We start from the raw sequence: 18278 nt of genomic DNA, 5'->3' as shown, positions 1-18278 counted from the left end.
ACTTATACGTCAGCAGCATCTAGCATCTGTCGGCGAAAGCCAATCGTACTTAACAAACAAGCCCTGCCGGTGCCGCGGCAGGGCTTGTTTTGGCATCGACTTACGTTTTTTTGGCCATTGCCTTCATCAGCTTCATGGCCGAGCGCACACGAGGCTTCTTCAAATGCTCCTCTACATAACGGTAATCCGTCAGGATCACCTTGGCATCCCGCAGTCCGTAAGCAAAATCGTCATCGAACAGCAGCCGGTACTCCCATACCCGCTTCTCCCAATGCGGGATATTCGCCAGCATCCATTCATCTTCCGCTCCGGGATGGACGTAGGTTTCACTGACCCCTTCAGGGAGTCTGTACAGCTTATCAATCAGCGATTGCTTGAAACTCTCATAGGTCTCTCCCTCAACAACGGGAAACGGATGAGAGAGCAGATAATCCGGGATCGGCACGCCAAACGTGTCGGCAAGGCCTGAAGCGAGCGCGACCGGACGCTCGATATTCGGCAGCGAGCTGAGCAGCGGATCCTCCGGATAGATATAGCGGAATAGTCGCGCGGGGAGGCGCCAACGCGAAGTCTTCCACAGCATCTGCGGAATGAGACTTCGCCCCGTTTCCATCCCATACAGGCTGCCCATGTGATTATCCACATGGCTGATGCGGATGCCCGCCTTGCTCGCCAGCCGGTACTGTGCCTCCAGCTCTTTTAATACGGCACCCGTCTCTGCCCCTCGCTCAAACTCCTGAACGGTCCGGTATTGATGGCCGCTGGCATCATGAAGGGAGGAATGCCCTGTTAAGCTGCTCCATCGCAGAGCCTCAAATTCGCTCGTCATGGTGAGGTGCAGCCCCACATTCGGTTGGCGTCGGCGTGCCGCCCAGGAGGCCGCCTCTTCAAAGCCGGGAGCCACGGTCATAATGGTTGCCGAAGAGACTTTGTTCTCCTCCAGCAGATGCCGGATCGCCTCATTCATGGCCTTGCTCTGCCCGAAATCGTCACAGTTGATGATCAGTCTTCGCTCCATGGTCGTGCCCGCCTCCTATGGTTTTTGAGAATTCGATTTTGGTTGCAAACGATAACAGGAAGGAAATCGCCAGCAAGCACAATGGAACGACACTAATCAAATACCTGAAAGTCGACTCCGGATCGCTCCCCGGATTGTCACCGCTTTCATACCCGAATACCATGCCTACCACAAAAAATGCCAGGGCTGAGATCAATCCGCTGGAACGCGTAATAAACCCGCTGACAGCCGTATAGATCCCCTCTCTGCGCAGCCCCGTCCGCTCCGCATCTTCGTCGATGATGTTGCCGCTCACCATGGCCGGCGTTACCAGAAATCCCGCAAGACCGAATCCCACGCCGATGCCTGCCAGAATCCCGCTGATCAGATCATAGCCAAACCACAGAGGGATGACGGATAACCCATATACTCCTAGCGACAAACGCCATGCCTTTACGCCGTCCATCCGGCGGATTATCCAGTACCAGACGAATACCAGCGGAATGACCGATACAAACACGGCTGCCAGCAGAATAGATACTTGATTATCCGGGATATCGAGCACATATTTTGCGTAAAAAGGAATCGTCGAGCTTATTAGTCCATTTACCGTCTGGGCAAACGAATTGGAGATGTTAAACACCCAGAACTTCTTGTTGCGCAAGGTTTCGCGAAATGCTTGGACAAGCTTCAGCGGCTCGCTGGCGCTGTACGTCTCCTGCTCCCGGACGCTCATCATGCAGAGGAACATGAACACGCCGAACAGCAGCCCGTACAGAATCGCCATACTCGAAAATCCCATGGCGTCATAAATAATCGGGGTCAGCGCGGTACCGATCAATAACGCCACAACCTGGTAGCCCTGCTGGATGGCCGAGGCTTTCGCCCGGATGCGGTCTCCGCGGAACAGCTCAGGGAACAGCGCTCCATAATTGACCCATAATACGGTCGCTACCGCTTCATACAGGATAAGCGCGACTAAGAACCACATGAACAGTCCGTTCTCAGACAATCCTTCCGGCGGCGAGAACACCAGCACGAAGGTCAGCATGAACAGCGGAATGGCGCCGAATACCCACGGCCTCCGTCGCCCCAGCCGGGTCTTCGTACGGTCGGACCAATACCCCATCAGCGGATTGTTAACCGCATCCCAGATCAGGAATACGGTTCGTGCCAGGGATGCCAGCCCTATGCCAAGACCCAATGTATCCACGTAAAAAAAGATGTAAAAGGAGCTGAACGCCTGGCTCGGAACCATCATGGCAAACATGCCAAGCGAATATGAATACGGCGAATTCACCCAACTGCGCTTCATCCGTTTCCCTCCATCCGTCATGGACGATTTTGTTGTACAGTATTCTGCGCATGGCACGAATATACCTGCTCCTGCCGGAGTTAGAGGGATTTCCATTATTGAGCTACGCCAAACCATACTGCAACCGTACGATAAGATGATCTTCCAATTCAGTAACGATGAAAAAAGCCTGGCGTTATCCGCCAGGCTTTTTGTTTATGTTTACATTTCTTATTGAAGAACGATTTTGATCGCATGGCCGATCGGCGGCAGGCTCTTGGTGAGCACCGGGCTGTAGTAACCGATAATCTCTGCATCGGCAGTCAAATCGCTTGCTATCAAGGTTTTACCGTCTTTATTCACGACAACCGTCTCAGCCGTCAAATTCAGGACGACTTCATTCGGCGATGGTTTCGTTAATCCTTTACCCTTAATCGTTACGCGCAGATTGCCGCCATCGGCATTGATGTCTGTGATGGCACCGGCTGTAGCGAGCTGCTCCGTCTCTTCCTTGTCCGACTTCACGCTGATTTCATAAGCATAGGTCTGCGGAGGCAGGCTCATGGTCATCGCCAGGCTGTGAACGGCTTCAATCTCCATCCCCTTCGCAAGATCCTTAAACTTGATGCCCTTGCCTTCTTCATCGCGGATAACGGTGTTCTGATCCACGTTCAGAAGGATTCCTTCCGTTCCCGTTCCATTTATGTGAACGGCTTGGCGATCTTCGTTATTGATAATTTCGGTGATTTTGCCAGTTACGGTTTCCTTCTTCACTTCCTCTTCAGACGAGATGCTCACTTTCGTGCCATCGGTCGAGACGTTGGCATGGAGCACCTCGCTGAAGAAGTTAGCCGGAACATAAAGCGTGCCATTCACATTCGCCGGCGCAGCGCCGAGGGACTTGTACATTTTGTTAACCGCATACTGGTCTTTGCCTGTTTTCACGAGGGTCCAGATCGGGGATCCCGGTTTCGTCAGCTCCGCAGAGCGGGCCTCTTGATTCCAGCCCAGTTCAAATCCGAGCGCCTCGGATACGCTCCGCAGCGGGATCATGACCTGCTTCGCATCGGCGTTCATATAACCGACACCAGCCACTTGCTTACCGTTAACCAGAACTCCATAATCCATTACGGCCGAAATTACGACCGGTTTCTGTTCCTGGCTATCACCTGCCTGGGGTGCCGCATAAGCCGCTGCGCCACCGGAGACAGCGATGGCCGCAACCATCAGTGTCGCTGCTTGCTTCTTCCATTGTTTGTTCATGCTCATCATCCTTTCTAGGTGCCTTAAATTATCATGTACTACTATACTGACGGGCGTATTTGCCAAATGTTGCAATGGATTGATAAGAGAATGTGGAAGATAGCACGCAAAAAGGCCGTTCCGGGTTAGACTTATCAAGTCTTCCGAAACGGCCTCTATTATCTGACTTAGCGATGGATAAACAGCGGGTCAACAAAGCTTCTGCAATACTCCTCCGCTATCTGCTCCGCGCTGTATCCCATATCACGCATGTATAGAATGATATCCGCGCGCGGCAGAGATGCGAGCATCACAGAGGTAAACTGAGGGTCAAGCGGCATCAGTACTCCCTGCTCCGCCGCACGCTCCAGCAGACGCTTGATCTGAAACCGCAAAAACGTGAAGGGCGGGTTCTCACACATAATGTTCTTGGTGTCCTCCAGCCGGTCAGAGGTCAGCATCACCCTTAACCACTCCAAGTCTTCATTGAAATGCAGAATGACCTTCGTCATCACCGTCCGCAGCCGATGAGCCACCGGTTCACCTTCGCTGCTCTGAAGGTAAACCTCCAGCCCCTCCATAAACCGATCGATCTTGGCTTCCATCAGCGTAAAGCAAATCTTGCTCTTGCTGGGGTAGCGGCGGTACAAGGTGCCTTGCCCGATCCCGGCTGTTTTTGCCACTTGATGCATGGAGACGTCCTCGACTCCGTATTTATTAAATAAAGCCTGAGCCGTATCCAAAATCTTTTGACCCAACTCGTCATTCTCTTTCGGCAATGCACGCATCCCTTTCTAATTTGAACACACGGGAACCTTATGCAGCAGACTGTTCTTCTTCAACGGGTGAAGTTGTGCGTTTAACAAATAACCCCAGTACTAAAGCGATGATTGCAAGAACAAGCCCGATTACGAAAGCATTATGAAGACCGGCAACCATGCTCTCTACCGGATTGAGATCCCCGGTTGTTTCAACGTAATTTTTAGCACCTGCTGTCATGATGCTGATAAAGAGGGCCATACCTACGGCTCCTGCTACCTGCTGCAGTGTATTCATGATGGCTGTTCCATGCGGATACAGCAAGCGCGGCAGCTGATTCAAGGCTGTAGTCTGGGCCGGCATCATAACCATCGAAATCCCTATCATCATCATAACATGAAGGAAGATAACATAACCACCGGTCCATGAAGCGTCGATGCGCGAGAACAGGAAGATAGCGATACTCAAGAGAGCAAGACCAGGGATAATCAGAACTCTCGGTCCGAATTTATCGAACAGCTTCCCTGTAATCGGCGCCATCAATCCGTTGATGATACCACCAGGCATCATGACCAGGCCTGCCGCAAGCGCAGTTAAGCCCAATGCGTTCTGCAGGAACAATGGCAGCATAATCATGGTGGAGAACATGCTCATCATCAGTACCAGCATTAATACGGTTACGAGTGAGAACATCGGGAATCTGAATGTACGCAGATCCAGCATCGGTTCCTTCATCTTCAGTTGGCGCCATACAAAGAACAGCAGGCTGATGGCCCCTGCCACAATGCACCATATCACCTTGGGATCAGACCAGGTGCCTTCTCCGGCGCTGCTGAATCCATATACGATACCCCCGAAACCGATAGTAGACAGAATAATCGAAATATAATCGACCTTCGGCTTGGTCAGTACGGATACGTTCTTCAGGAAAACCGCAGCAAATATAATGGAGAACGCAGCCAATGGAATGACCAGATAGAACAACCAGCGCCAGTTCAGCGCGTCCACGATCAAGCCCGAAAGCGTCGGTCCGATCGCCGGGGCCGTCATAATGACAAGACCGATCATGCCCATGGCGGCTCCGCGATTTTGAGGCGGATAAATACTAAGTATGGTGTTCATCAGAACCGGCAGCATGAGCCCCGTTCCGACCGCTTGCAGGATACGCCCTACCAGCAGCACCCCGAATACCGGTGAGAAGCCGCAAATTATCGTACCTATAAGAAATAGCGTCATGGCGCCTATAAACATCTGTCTTGTCGTGAACCACAGCTGCAGCAGCGCCGTGACCGGCACCAGAATACCCACAACCAGCATATAGGATGTTGAAAGCCACTGAACCGTCGACTCTCCAATACCAAACTGCTCCATCAAGCTTGGGAAAGCGATATTCAGCAGTGTCTCATTCAAGATGGAAACGAACGCGCCGATAATCAGTGCGGCAACAATCGGCCCTCTCTTTATTTTGCTTAAATCAATCTTGGCCGAACTTGGCCCCACTCCCATATCCAAGACCTTATCCTCCCTTATCTCTGTATACGGACAATTGTCCGGTCATGCGTTTTTTATTCTAACGGACAATTGTCCGCAGGTCAACTGAAAATTTTCATTAAATTTTCAAATTCGGCAATCCGAATGAAGTCCACCGCGTTGCCCGCTAGTATAAGCAGCAGAAACACGCAGGATATCAGGTATTTAGCCCAATTAATTAAAAACAGGACCTGCCCCCGATCCACGACCAAGGACACATCCTTTGATACTTACACCTGCCGACTTCAGGGACCGTCAACGGGCGTTTCCCCTAACCTTATAAATGCAGACGACGCTTTGTACATGTCATCACAGCAAGCGCATCAGTTTTCTGGAGCCGTTACGCGTTCAGCGCAATCTTCTCCTTGTATACTCTGGCCCAGCCCTCCAGATTGTTCGTAACGATCAAGAGCTCAGGGTATTGGGCAAGAGATGCCAGTACATCCTCATCGTCCGGCGTCCAGACAATGAGCTGGATGCCACGGTTGCGCGCCTCCTCCATAAATGAGGGAGTCACGTACACATATTTGACGGACACATAACGAGCCCCGATCTTCTCCAGATAAGGGAACACCGATGGCGTAGCTCCATATATCACAAGGCCCAGCTCAATGTCAGGATCCAGGGAGCGTGCCCGTTCAATGGAATAATGATCGAAGGAGGTGAGGAACACCTGCTTCTCCATGCCCGTATCCTTAATCACGTCAATGACCTTCTGTTCCAGGCCGGGGTAGGTATCCCCCATCTGCTTCAGCTCAATGTCAACGATCATCCGATCCTTGGCAAAACGCAGTGCTTCCTCCAGCGTGGGAATCACTTCTCCTGAACCTGCATCCAGCTTGCGTATTTCCTCCAGCGTGAAGTCATTGATTGCCCCTGTTCCGTTGGTCGTCCGGTTTACCGTCGCATCATGAATCACAACGGGGACGCCGTCCTTTGTCAGCTGGACATCCAGCTCCAAGTGCGAGAAGCCAAGCTCCAATGCTTTCTGAAAGCCCAGCATCGTGTTCTCCGGGTATTTCAGCGGATACCCTCTATGAGCCAATCCACGTACTTCCATGTGCAATTCCTCCATATCTAGTCGATTGATGGCCTCGATCACGTCAGTATCTTATGGTAACGGACTGACTTACGTAATCGGGGTACTATTTGAAGCTCTATAGGACTGTTCGCCATGAACTTTCCGATCCCTGCTGTCTGCAGCAGATCATAACCCTTCAGGAGAAAACAAAGAGACGGCATGGCGGTGTATCCTTACCCACCGTTTCCACACCGTCTAGAATGCCTGCTTAATCACGGTTATACGGTTATTTAAAAGTCGAATTCGCCATCGCGGCCACGATATGCTTCTGCATGACCGTAAAGACCAGCACGATCGGAATAATCGCCATGACGCTGGACGCCATAATGACATTGAAGAACATGGCTTCATTTCCGGCGATGGAATCCCGCAGCATCGCAATGCCTACCGTAAGTACGCGCATGTCGTTGTTGTTGGTCATGATCAGCGGCCAGAAATACGAGTTCCAGGACGATATGAAGATCAACACGCCCATGGTGACGATCGTCGGCATCGCCATCGGGAACAACAGCTTGTACAGAATGGAGAACCGACCGGCTCCATCCACGCGTGCCGCTTCCAGCACGTCGTTGTTAATCGATTTGAACGCCTGCCTGAGCAGGAATATCGCATAGGCGGACGCCCCGTGAGGAACGATGAGCGCCCAGAAGGTGTTCAGCCAATCGAGCTTGGACATCATGACGTACACAGGAACAAAAATTACCTGTTCCGGCACGATTAATGCGGCAAGCACCAACAGGAACAGCGCGTCACGTCCCCAGAACTTCCCCTTCGCGAATGCATAAGCAGCCATGAGCGCCACGTTCAACTGCAGGATAATAGTTCCCACTGCCATGAGCAAGGTATTGCCGAAGAACCGGGCGTAAGGGATAACCCGGAAGGCTTCGGCAAAGTTCTGCCAGGCAAAGGTTTCCGGCCAGAATGTAGGAACGGCCATCCGCATCTCGGACTGCGTCTTGAGCGCGCTGATCAGCAGCCAATACACCGGAAAGAACATGACGAGGGTCACAATCACGGCTCCGATAATGCGGAGCGTCATCATGGTCTTTCGGTTCTTAGCGGATCCAGCCATATAATTATCCTTCATAGTGCACCTTCTTCCTGCTGACCACCCATTGTACCAATGTTAACAGCAATATGATTACAAACAGAATCATGACAAGCGCCGAGGCTCTTCCTGTTTTGAATTCATCAAAGGCCATCGTGTAGATCCAGTACACAATCGCATTCGTTGCCTTAAGTGGACCGCCGTCCGTCATGACGTCGATTGACTGGAACACCTGCATGGAGGAGATAAAGCTGGTGATGACCAAAAACAGAGTCATAGGCGACAAGAGCGGCAGCGTAATGTTGCAGAACTGCCGGAACTTGCTGGCTCCATCAATCGAAGCAGCCTCATAATACTCGGCCGGAATCCCGCGCATGCCTGCAATAAAGAGGATCATTGCAAAGCCGACACCCTTCCAGACCGAAACGGCAACCAGCGCCGGCAATGCCGTCGAAGGGTTGGTCAGCCATTCGACCGGGTCCATGCCGAACCAGGAGACAACGGAATTTAGCAGCCCGTATTGCCCGTTGTATATCCAGGTAAATACCATGGCGGCGACAACCATCGAGACATAATACGGCATAAAGATAACGCCGCGCATGAAACCGAACAACCGTGAGGATGACACGTTGAGCAGCAGCGCCAACAGCAGCCCGATGACAAGCGTGAATGCAACGTCCATGACGGTATACAGGAATGTGACCTTCAAGGAATGATAGAAATCCGGGTTCGTCAGCAAGCGCGTATAGTTATCGACACCTACGAACTTCTTCACGGGCCGCGTCATGTTCCAGTTCGTAAAGCTGATGTACACGGAATAGCCCAGGGGATAATACAGAAACACGCCCATGAATAACAACGCCGGAACCGCGAACGAAAAGTCCTTCCACTTCTCGATCAACGTATGGGACATCCGTTTAGAGACCGAAGCGGTCGCCCGATTGGACGCCGCCTTTGTCACTTGTTTATTGGTCTCCATAGGCATCACTCATAGTCAGCCAGAATATCGTTGATCTTCTTGGCTGCATCCTGCATAAGTGGTGTCGGATCTTTTTTGTTCAGCACCATTTCCCCTACGACTTCTTTGTAAACTTCGCTGAATTCAGGGTAAGCCGGGTGCTGCAGGCGCGGCGTTACTTCGTCGAAGTGCTCGTATACCGCTCTGTATTGCGGCCATCTTTCGAAATATTGATCTCCTTCTTCAGACTCGATTGCGGATTTTCTTGTCGGCAGGTATCCAACGGATTCAGCCCACTTAATGTTATGCTCAGCCGAAGTCATGAACTCGATAAATTTCCAAGCCGCTTCTTTCTCCAAATCCTCAGCACCGTCCATCATGACGATGCCTGCGCCGCCAATGTTGGAGGTACGGACTTTATCGCCAGGGATAAAAGACACACCAACCTCAAAGTCCGCGTTCTCGCGGTACATCTTCAACATCGCGGAAGTGTGCTGTACCATAGCGATTTCGCCGTTCAGGAACATTTGTCGCATATTATCAGAGGCTCCTTTACCGAAGCCCATATGCATGCTGCCGTCATTTTGCCACTTGTAGAAGTTCTGGAGGTAACGGAGAGAATCTTCGGTCTCGACAGCCGAAGCACTCAGGTCCTCCGTCAGAATTTGACCGCCTCCGTTCATGTTCCACGGGTCATAGTACCATGTGTCCCAACCCGGAACAGAGAAGGCATAACGCGTCGTTTTGTCGCCTTCCTTTTTCGTTACCTTCGCATTAAAGTCCTCAATCTCGTCCCACTTCTGCGGCGGTTCTACGCCCAGCTCGTCCAGCATCGTTTTGTTGTAAACGAATACGCTGGTGCTGACGATCAGAGGGAATCCGTATTGTTTGCCGTTGTATGCGTAAGCATTCAACATCCCTTTAGCGAAATCGTCCATCTTCACTTCGTCGCGCTTGATCCACGGACCCAAATCGGCAAAAACGCCGCTGTCCGCAAAGTTGGCGAGCGATGATACCTCGACATTGGTAACCGCCGGCACATCGTTAGCAGCGACCGCCGCGGACAATTTTTTGTGAAGATCAGGATAGCCGCCCTGGAACACCGGCTCTACCGTAATATGCGGGTACTTCTTCTGGAACTCTGCGATCATGTAGTTCAAGCCTTCCAGCTGGGCATCCGCGTGGGCATGCCAGTACTGGATTTTGACAGGCGTTGTATCATTCTTCATATCCATCGAAGCGGCTTCCACATCGTCAAGCGAAACCTCTCCTCCGGCACTTTCACTTCCACCGCCGCCTCCGCAAGCCGTGGTAATAACCATAAATATGGTCAGTAACATTAACAACCATGATTTCTTTTTCATAGATGATCTATTGTCCCCTTTCGAATCTACTCATCATTCATCTTCATCACTGCAGTCCATCCAATCAACCCGTCTACCCCTTAAAAAGCGCACAAAAATAGAGACGTCAAAAAGAGCGCAACCTAAGAGCCACCACCTCCTATAAAAGCTAAAGTAGCTGCTACTCGGGTTATCTCATCGTCTCCACCCCTAGCAAATATGTAATTATAGTTAATCCATCACCGTACAGGGAACCTTACGTCCAAAAACGCGTATCTCCTGTAGATACGAGGTCTGCACCGTTTGCCAGCGCCTCATCGATTTCTTCCTCGCTTCGTAAAAAACCTCCCACAATAAGCGGACAGTGAATCTCCTTCTTCAGGTCGCGGATTACGCGGGGCATGAGTCCCGGCATTAATTCCACCTCATCCGGACGGGCTTGTCCGATCATTTTCACTGCGGTTCTTAAAGCTGTCGTATCAATGGCAAACACTCGCTGTATCGAGCTAATGCCCGCTTGGCGCGAAGCCAATACCGTATTCGTCTTCGTCGTAATGATCCCGTCGACCTTGTACGAATCGGCCAAATACTGCACCGCCGAATTATCCCGGCCAATGCCGCTTACCATCTCCAGATGAACAAACACTTTTTTGCCTGAGGAGTGAAGTCGATTCACGATATCCCTGAGTTTCAAGATATCGCCTGTCATCAGGTTCACCCGTTCCACCGTGCTGTTCACAGCCGCATCGATCTGTTCCAGCTTGGTAATCGAAGCGATTACGGGAAGACGCCGTGTCCTTTGATCTGCCATGAGTGCGTGCCCCCTTTTACCGAACACTCTTATGGTAAGGCGATAGGATCATGACAGTATTAACCATGTGTAAAATCTGTGTTAACGGCACTCGTCAAAGCTTCGAGACATCATGTATGCGCTTACCATTCAGTTAACGGATTCTGCTATATCCCTGGTTTGGTGGATTCCCCCTAGGCTTAGGATCATTCGGTTCAGAGAAGATGGGGATAGCGCTTTCACAATAACTTGCCAAGCTATTTAATATCTATCATAGAGGAATGATTTAGTCGTAGTCTATAGCGAAATTTGTATTATTTTGTCGATTTCAAAAGAATATCAATTCAATGTAACAAATATCATGGCAAAACCCTCGATTCTATGATCGCGCAACAGCTCAAAGAGCCTGCGATCACCATCTTGCAGATTTCATGTGAAATTACTGCCCTTACTTGTTCTGAAGCTGCAATCGCCCGTCCTTTTGGCACAACTGCACAGCTGGGGTCATTGAAAAACGGAATATGCTGCAGGTTGCCTTGAAAAAGCTAGACCTGCAGCTTGCCGTGTGATTAAACCTCATACGGTATTTAGTTACTTCAGATAACACCGCTGCTTACCTCTATCGAAGCGTGTAATGACGGACATCGGTATGAGAAAAGAAGTCAAAGACTCGTCGGATAACGCGCTGTGCTCGGCGCCTCGAATGCTTATAAAACCAAGGGCCTTATATGCTGAGGAGATGCATAATCATCTTAAGAGTCTCTGCCCTTGATGCCGTTCTGTCCGGACGGAAGGTACCGTCGCTGTACCCGTTCACGAAGCCTAATTGGACCGCCTTCAGAATCGGCTCTCTGGACCAGTCCCGTATCTTGTTCGCATCCTTAAAAGAAAGTACATCCTCGTATCCAGCCAGCGGGCCATGCACATACTCGTAAGCACGGATTATCATCGCAGCCAGCTGCGCACGGCTAATGGGACCTTGTGGATCAAAGGTGCCGTCATTCTGTCCGCTGACGATGCCGGAAGAATAAGCCGCTGCCACATCGGCGGAATACCACCGGTCCTCGGGAACGTCCCTGAAATGAGAGGAGGCCTGGGAGGGCTCCAGTTGAAGGGATCGAGCAAGAATGGAGGTCACCTCTGCACGGCTGATCGGATGCTCGGGCGCGAAATTCGTCTCCGAGATCCCCTTCACCAAGGAAGCCGCCGCGGCCCCTTCAATATAAGACGCTGCCCAGTGATCCTCCGGCACGTCCGTGAAGGTCGTTTCGTATTCCAGCGCTTGATAAACAGCCTTCGCAATCTCTTGCACCACTGGATTTCCGATAGCCTGGGCTTCGTCAAAGCCGCTGGTCGTCGTGACCTCGGTCAGTACCGAAATCGCGATTTCCCGGCCGGGCTGAAGAAAATATCCGGCATCATGGGTAACATTGGCATTCTCCCCGGTTTTATGGGCAATCGGCGCATCGGGCAGGGCCGCACCAAACTTGGTGTCCACCTCCTGGGCTTTCATCCAGTCGATGATCTGATCACGAGAGTTTTCCGACAAGAATTCGCCTGAATGAATGTTGGCAAGCAGATGGACTAAATCCTCCGCATTAATATAGTTGTCCTGCTCCGGCGTAGGGGCAGCTGCGAACATTTTGCGCCCCAGATGCATGACATCAAGGCCGAGTTCATCCAACAGAGCCTGGACCTTATTTAATCCAACCACGTCAATCAGTACGTTCGTAGCCGTATTATCCGACTGGGTGATCATCAGCCTTGCCAATCGTTCGATAGTTACATCCTGCGGAAATGTTTCCTTTTGCAAGGAGCCTGTTCCGCCAACTACATCTTCCTGCTCTACTTTCACCTTCTGTTCCAAGGTTAACCTGCCGGCGTCCACTTCCTTCATCAAAGCCGATACAAGCGCCATCTTGATGGTGCTCGCAGGCATATAGGATTGGCGAGATCCCAGGAGCAGCTCCCGGTCGTCAGACTTACCGCTTAGATCCTTCAAGCCTACAGATACCCTGATTCCCTTTTCTTCAGCTTCTTGAATGATGGGATTTACGGCTAACGACAAGGCCGGCCATGCGTCCGCCGATACGGATTCAGCCGGCGTATCCAGCAAGTAGTTATACACCGCCTTGGCCGCGCGCTGCACAACCGGGTTGCCCAGTTCCTGGGCTTTGCCCGCATCCTCCGGCTTGTTGACTTTGGTTAATACCGTGACGGCAACCTCGCGTCCGGGTACGAGAAAATATCCGATGTCATGGCTCACATCGCCCAGTTCCCCCGTTTTGTGGGCAATCGGCTTGCCGGGCAGCGCTGCGCCGAATTTGGTCTTCACTTCCTGCGCCTTCATCCAGGCCAGGATCTGATCCCGCGATTGGGCAGATACGATCTCACCAGTATAGATTCTCTCCAGCAGCGTCAGCAACTCCTCCCCGTTGACATAATTATCAGCAGCAGGGGATTTTGCGGGCGTCATCATTTTCCGGCCCAGCTGCATGGTTTTAAATCCCTGTTCATCTATGAAAGCATTAATACGCTCGAACCCAAGGAGATCAATCAGGGCATTGGTTGCCGTATTATCGGATTGCGTAATCATCAGCCCTGCTAAACGCTCGATCGTGATCTCCTGAGGGAACTTTCCATCCTTGAGCGAACCGGCTCCGCCTACAACCTGCTCCGGTTTAACCTGGACGGTTTGCTCCAGCGCGTATTTCCCTGCTTCAATATCCTGCATCAGTGCTGTTACGATGGCCATTTTGATGGTGCTGGCCGCATAGTAAACATTTGATGATCCCGCCTGAATCTTCCCGCCGCCATATGTACCGCTAAGATCCTGGACTCCGACGTACAGCTCGATTCCGTCTTCCGCTGCGGCTTTCACAATGGGCCGGAGAACGGATTCCAACCGGCTCAGGTTGCCGCTTTGTCCCCCGGATGCCCAAGCTCGGGGGACTTGCCCCAAGGAGACAAACCAAGTCGTCGTTATTAGGATAATGGCAAGCGTGCTTTTGAAAAAAACTCCGGTTAATCTGGACATGCCGAATCACTCCTCATCAACGTCAATGTTAATTATATTAACATTAAAAAACGTTATATTGAGGATCATTATATATCAATGTAAATAATATTAACACTATTTAAATATATTTAATGGAATCACATTAATAATTTCGATTCTGAGTCAGATATATTAACATATAAATCTGTGAACAAACAAAACCCGAATTCCGGAAAACAGAATTCGGGTCGGGAAAGATAGAGCGCTCAAGGCTATTCGAATAACGGAACCTTCGGATCCTTCCCGTTACAGTGAACCAGCATCGCATGCAGTTGTCCTCGATGGTGATACAGATGGGCGACGATTTCAAGCAGCCATTCATACCTTGAATAGGTGACGCCCCAGTAGGAAGTTGTCTCTTGATGGAGTTCTTCTTCCGTCAAGTCTCCGAATGCCTGCTCCAAATGTGAATAGTTGCTTAACAATTCGGCCTGTATATCCTTCAGGTTATTTAGCGACACGCCCTCATAATATGCGTCCATCTCCTCTTGCGAGGCCCCGCCCGATATGTAAAAATCAGCCCGGCAGATCACTGCAATATGCTTGAGCAGCTCTCCAACGGAATGCTTGTCTTCTGTCGGTTGAACAAGTAGATCTGTTTCATCCAGCTTGTCGATTATCGCAACAACGGAAACGACCGCCACCTCGATTTGATGCAATGCGTATGTACAATAGGAATTCATAGGTTCTCTCCAATCTGGTATGTATAATAAACTAATAGCTTCAAACTCGCTTCACCATTATAGAACATACGTTCCTAATATTTCAACAAAAAACAACCTGACCTTAAAAGCTAAGAGACAGGTTGCTCCGCCATATATCGTATGACCGATCAGCCAACGAGATGAAATCCGGTTCGGTTGTATTCTCATTGATTTTGAATTTCTTCATGGGTGTTGTCGTTCTCTTCTCTTTGCTAGATATAATCGTCCTTTATCGCGCCGTCCCGCTGATCCGGAATTTTCTCGGCGTCATGCCCGTAAAATCCTTGAATAATTGCGTATAATAACTCTGGCTGCAGAACTTGAACGTAAACGCGATTTCCGATATCGACTGATTCGTGTTGGCCAGCAAATGTTTGGACTCTTCAATCTTCCGCCGATTAATAAAAGTTGTAATCGGTACGCCCGTCTCCCGCTTAAAACGATCGGACAAATAGCTCGGGTGGACTTTCAAATACTCCGCAACCCTCTGCAGGGACAGCTCCTCGAAAATATGCTCCCGGATGTAATAGATCGCCAGGTTTACAATGTGAGAGTACGACACGTCTTCCTTCTCGGAGCGAATCATCGACACAAACTGCACCAGCATCTCATATTCAAAATGAACCAGCCGCTCCACATCGGTCATTTTCTCAATCTCAAGGATCATCGTATCACTTAAATGAAAGGCAATCTCAGGGTCTACGCCGCCTTTGATTATCGCTCGTGTAAATAAGGTACAGGACGCAATCAGGGCATTCTTCTTCGACCGAAGCGGATACGTCGCAAGCACTGCCGCTTCCAGCTCGTTAATCTTACGAAGCATATCCATGGCTCTATTCTCATCGCCGAAGCGGATCGCTTCCAGCAGTTCGTGCTCATAATCAAACGGGGGATGGATAAAATTCTCGCGCAAATAATGCATACGGGAGGACAGATAAAACGGACGGTTTCCCGAGCGTGAAGGCCCTTTCATTATTTCCACACCACCTAAAAATATTGATAAAAACCTTGATATTTTAGTATAACATAACTCCGTTTGGCTCTAAAATTCAAGCATAACCATGCTAGAAAGGAAGTGTAGAACATGACCTGGAATATATCAAATCCTGATTTGTCGCAGCAAGCCCTGCTGAATATGGAAAGTATTTTTGCACTTGGAAACGGTTACTTGGGTGTACGCGGCAATTTCGAAGAAGGCTACGGAGAGAGCATGTCCACCATCCGCGGTACCTACCTGAACGCTTTCCACGACATGATTGAAATCCCTTACGGCGAGAAGCTCTTCGCCTTTCCCGATACACAGCAAAAACTCGTTAACAATATTGATGCCCAGACGGTCCTGATCTATCTAGGCGACGAAAAAGAACCTTTCCGCCTCGATCATGGAACGATCATTGCCCATGAACGCCGCTTGCATATGGACAAGGGGTATTCGGAGCGAATCGTACAGTGGAAGTCGCCCGAAGGCAAAGAGATCAAGCTGACCTTCCGCCGTCTGGTGTCCTTCAGGCACCGGGAATTGTTTGCCATCGACGTACAGATCGAGCCGGTTAATTTCAACGGTCAGGTTCGGATCGTTTCCACCGTGAACGGCAAAGTGAAGAACTACACCAATGCCAACGATCCCCGAGTAGGCGCAGGGCATGCGGAACGGATGACCGTCGTTGAGGCAGGCGTCAAGGGCAGCGATGCCTATGTCGTTGACGAGACGATGGCGTCCAAACTGCGTGCAGCTTGCGTGACCCGTCACCGTTTGGATGCCGATGCGGACATTCGGCTCGAATCCGGAACCGGAGAGGTTACCTTCACGGCTGCCCTTCCATTGACCGGACCGATCCAGTTTACGAAATACAATCTGTATACCGACAGTCTTCGTCACGGGCAAGAGATGATCGAGCGCGGCATTCAGCTGCAGGAGGAGTTGAAGGATTCTACGTTCGAGGACTTGCTTGCCGAACAGGCCGAGTATCTGAACGACTACTGGAAATCGGCCGACATCGTGATTCAGAACGATGACCGGCTCCAGGAAGGCATCCGCTTCAATCTATTCCAGCTGCTGCAATCCGCCGGTCGGGACAAGCACAGCAACATTTCCGCCAAAGGACTGAGCGGCGAAGGTTATGAAGGCCATTATTTCTGGGACACGGAAATTTACATGTTCCCGGTATTCCTGATGACGCAGCCGGACATTGCACGCCAGCTGCTGCTGTATCGCTATTCCACGCTGGAGCAGGCGAGAGACAGAGCGCGGGAAATGGGACATCGCCAAGGCGCGCTGTTCCCGTGGCGCACGATCTCCGGAACGGAATGCTCCTCCTTCTTCCCATCGGGAACGGCGCAATACCATATCAGCGCAGACATCGCTTACAGCTATATTCAATATTACCTCGCCGAACAGGACCGGGATTTCCTCTTGTCCTACGGGGCCGAGGTGCTGATCGAAACCGCCCGTCTTTGGGCCGATATCGGCCACTATTATAACGGCGCTTTCCATATCGATGAGGTGACGGGGCCGGATGAATATACCTGCTGCGTGAATAACAACTATTACACAAACGTCATGGCGAAGCATAACCTGAAATGGGCCGCCAAGAGCTGCGCCATTCTGAATTCCTATGATGCCCAAGGCTTCAAAGCCCTGTGCGACCGGCTCGGCGTAACCGCGGATGAAATTTCGGCTTGGGCGAAAGCGGCGGATGCCATGCTCCTCCCATATGATGAAGCACTTGGCATTAACCCGCAGGACGATACGTTCCTCCGCAAAGCGGTATGGGATTTCGAGAACACGCCGGAGGACAAATATCCGCTTCTGCTCAACTATCACCCGCTCACCATTTACCGTTATCAAGTGTGTAAACAAGCGGATACGGTGCTCGCCCACTTCCTGCTGGAAGACGAGCAAAGCTTGGAAACGATCCAGCGTTCCTATGATTACTACGAAGGCATCACGACGCATGATTCGTCGCTGTCTTCCTGCATCTTCAGCATCATGGCCTCGAAGGTCGGGAATATGGACAAAGCCTATGAGTATTTCATCGAGACGGCACGCCTGGACCTGGACAATACGCACGGCAACACGAAGGACGGCCTGCATATGGCCAACATGGGCGGCACCTGGATGTCCATCGTCTACGGCTTTGCCGGCATGCGCCTGAAGGAAAGCGGACTATCCCTCTCCCCGGCCATTCCGAAGGACTGGGAGAAGTATGCGTTCCGCCTGAACTTCCGCGGCCGCCTCATCGGCGTATCCATCGAGAAGGACGGTGTGGCCTTGGAGATCGTCGAAGGCGAATCCATCGAGATCAAGCTGTACGACGAGGCCGTAACGCTTGAAGCCGGGAAACCTGTGAAGCATGCTTGGCAGAGCAGATAACGATGTTTAGGCCATGAGGCGATTGCCCTCCCTATGCGCAGGGCCTCACTCCCGGTTTACAAGGACAACGATCGATCGACAAATTTCCTGGAAAACAGGCT

14 protein-coding genes are annotated in these 18278 nt (G+C 51.0%); 1 reads left to right on the top strand and 13 read right to left on the bottom strand.

The features are described from left to right. Nucleotides 1–100: 100 nt before the first annotated feature. The 13 genes from DP091_RS15955 to DP091_RS15895 all read right to left on the bottom strand — a co-directional run bounded on the left by DP091_RS15955 (nucleotide 101) and on the right by DP091_RS15895 (nucleotide 15777). On the bottom strand, nucleotides 101–1018 hold the full coding sequence (locus DP091_RS15955) for a polysaccharide deacetylase family protein (protein WP_113059328.1): 918 nt from the start codon (nucleotides 1016–1018) through the stop codon (nucleotides 101–103). Further along, complete coding sequence (locus tag DP091_RS15950; protein ID WP_113059225.1) at nucleotides 990–2312, bottom strand: MFS transporter; 1323 nt, start codon at nucleotides 2310–2312, stop codon at nucleotides 990–992. Before DP091_RS15950 ends, DP091_RS15955 begins: the two co-directional genes overlap by 29 nt. 210 nt (nucleotides 2313–2522) lie before the next feature. Next, nucleotides 2523–3554 (bottom strand): copper amine oxidase N-terminal domain-containing protein, encoded by a 1032-nt coding sequence (locus DP091_RS15945; protein ID WP_113059224.1) that lies wholly within the window; start codon nucleotides 3552–3554, stop codon nucleotides 2523–2525. A 167-nt stretch (nucleotides 3555–3721) separates the two neighbouring features. Then, entirely contained in the window at nucleotides 3722–4321 is a 600-nt protein-coding gene (locus tag DP091_RS15940; protein ID WP_258394562.1) for a TetR/AcrR family transcriptional regulator, read from the bottom strand. A 28-nt stretch (nucleotides 4322–4349) separates the two neighbouring features. Continuing rightward, the gene (locus DP091_RS15935; RefSeq protein ID WP_373456927.1) at nucleotides 4350–5798 is read right to left on the bottom strand and encodes an MDR family MFS transporter; all 1449 of its coding nucleotides are present in this window, start codon (nucleotides 5796–5798) and stop codon (nucleotides 4350–4352) included. Nucleotides 5799–6162: 364 nt separating this feature from the next. Next, nucleotides 6163–6882 (bottom strand): glycerophosphodiester phosphodiesterase, encoded by a 720-nt coding sequence (locus DP091_RS15930; protein WP_113059221.1) that lies wholly within the window; start codon nucleotides 6880–6882, stop codon nucleotides 6163–6165. Nucleotides 6883–7129: 247 nt separating this feature from the next. Next, nucleotides 7130–7990 (bottom strand): carbohydrate ABC transporter permease, encoded by an 861-nt coding sequence (locus tag DP091_RS15925; protein WP_113059220.1) that lies wholly within the window; start codon nucleotides 7988–7990, stop codon nucleotides 7130–7132. Next, nucleotides 7980–8936, bottom strand: a complete 957-nt coding sequence (locus tag DP091_RS15920; protein ID WP_373456926.1) for a carbohydrate ABC transporter permease — start codon at nucleotides 8934–8936, stop codon at nucleotides 7980–7982. The genes DP091_RS15925 and DP091_RS15920 overlap by 11 nt, the downstream gene beginning before the upstream one ends. After that, nucleotides 8936–10273, bottom strand: coding sequence for an ABC transporter substrate-binding protein (locus tag DP091_RS15915; protein WP_113059218.1), 1338 nt, complete (start codon nucleotides 10271–10273; stop codon nucleotides 8936–8938). Before DP091_RS15915 ends, DP091_RS15920 begins: the two co-directional genes overlap by 1 nt. Before the next feature lie 235 nt (nucleotides 10274–10508). Beyond that, nucleotides 10509–11063, bottom strand: a complete 555-nt coding sequence (locus DP091_RS15910) for a glycerol-3-phosphate responsive antiterminator (RefSeq protein ID WP_113059217.1) — start codon at nucleotides 11061–11063, stop codon at nucleotides 10509–10511. A gap of 703 nt (nucleotides 11064–11766) precedes the next feature. Then, the gene (locus tag DP091_RS15905; RefSeq protein WP_113059216.1) at nucleotides 11767–14079 is read right to left on the bottom strand and encodes a serine hydrolase; all 2313 of its coding nucleotides are present in this window, start codon (nucleotides 14077–14079) and stop codon (nucleotides 11767–11769) included. Nucleotides 14080–14312: 233 nt separating this feature from the next. After that, nucleotides 14313–14783 carry a DinB family protein gene (locus DP091_RS15900; protein ID WP_113059215.1) on the bottom strand — a complete coding sequence of 157 codons (471 nt, stop codon included), beginning with the start codon at nucleotides 14781–14783 and terminating at the stop codon, nucleotides 14313–14315. 250 nt (nucleotides 14784–15033) lie between these two features. Then, nucleotides 15034–15777 carry a helix-turn-helix domain-containing protein gene (locus DP091_RS15895; RefSeq protein WP_113059214.1) on the bottom strand — a complete coding sequence of 248 codons (744 nt, stop codon included), beginning with the start codon at nucleotides 15775–15777 and terminating at the stop codon, nucleotides 15034–15036. 111 nt (nucleotides 15778–15888) lie between these two features. Between DP091_RS15895 and DP091_RS15890 the strand changes: the two genes are divergently transcribed. Next, complete coding sequence (locus DP091_RS15890; protein ID WP_113059213.1) at nucleotides 15889–18177, top strand: glycoside hydrolase family 65 protein; 2289 nt, start codon at nucleotides 15889–15891, stop codon at nucleotides 18175–18177. Nucleotides 18178–18278: the final 101 nt, after the last annotated feature.

Source organism: Paenibacillus sp. MDMC362 (assembly GCF_003269305.1).
Taxonomy (GTDB): Bacteria; Bacillota; Bacilli; order Paenibacillales; family Paenibacillaceae; genus Paenibacillus_AQ.
This window is presented reverse-complemented; position numbering and strand designations above follow the sequence as displayed.

Coding starts and splice junctions, on each gene's coding strand:
- DP091_RS15930 (WP_113059221.1), bottom strand. CDS start 6,882: ATGGAAGTACGTGGATTGGCTCATAGAGGGTATCCGCTGAAATACCCG.
- DP091_RS15905 (WP_113059216.1), bottom strand. CDS start 14,079: ATGTCCAGATTAACCGGAGTTTTTTTCAAAAGCACGCTTGCCATTATC.
- DP091_RS15910 (WP_113059217.1), bottom strand. CDS start 11,063: ATGGCAGATCAAAGGACACGGCGTCTTCCCGTAATCGCTTCGATTACC.
- DP091_RS15925 (WP_113059220.1), bottom strand. CDS start 7,990: ATGAAGGATAATTATATGGCTGGATCCGCTAAGAACCGAAAGACCATG.
- DP091_RS15935 (WP_373456927.1), bottom strand. CDS start 5,798: ATGGGAGTGGGGCCAAGTTCGGCCAAGATTGATTTAAGCAAAATAAAG.
- DP091_RS15890 (WP_113059213.1), top strand. CDS start 15,889: ATGACCTGGAATATATCAAATCCTGATTTGTCGCAGCAAGCCCTGCTG.
- DP091_RS15955 (WP_113059328.1), bottom strand. CDS start 1,018: ATGGAGCGAAGACTGATCATCAACTGTGACGATTTCGGGCAGAGCAAG.
- DP091_RS15920 (WP_373456926.1), bottom strand. CDS start 8,936: ATGCCTATGGAGACCAATAAACAAGTGACAAAGGCGGCGTCCAATCGG.
- DP091_RS15895 (WP_113059214.1), bottom strand. CDS start 15,777: ATGAAAGGGCCTTCACGCTCGGGAAACCGTCCGTTTTATCTGTCCTCC.
- DP091_RS15915 (WP_113059218.1), bottom strand. CDS start 10,273: ATGAAAAAGAAATCATGGTTGTTAATGTTACTGACCATATTTATGGTT.
- DP091_RS15900 (WP_113059215.1), bottom strand. CDS start 14,783: ATGAATTCCTATTGTACATACGCATTGCATCAAATCGAGGTGGCGGTC.
- DP091_RS15950 (WP_113059225.1), bottom strand. CDS start 2,312: ATGAAGCGCAGTTGGGTGAATTCGCCGTATTCATATTCGCTTGGCATG.
- DP091_RS15945 (WP_113059224.1), bottom strand. CDS start 3,554: ATGAACAAACAATGGAAGAAGCAAGCAGCGACACTGATGGTTGCGGCC.
- DP091_RS15940 (WP_258394562.1), bottom strand. CDS start 4,321: ATGCGTGCATTGCCGAAAGAGAATGACGAGTTGGGTCAAAAGATTTTG.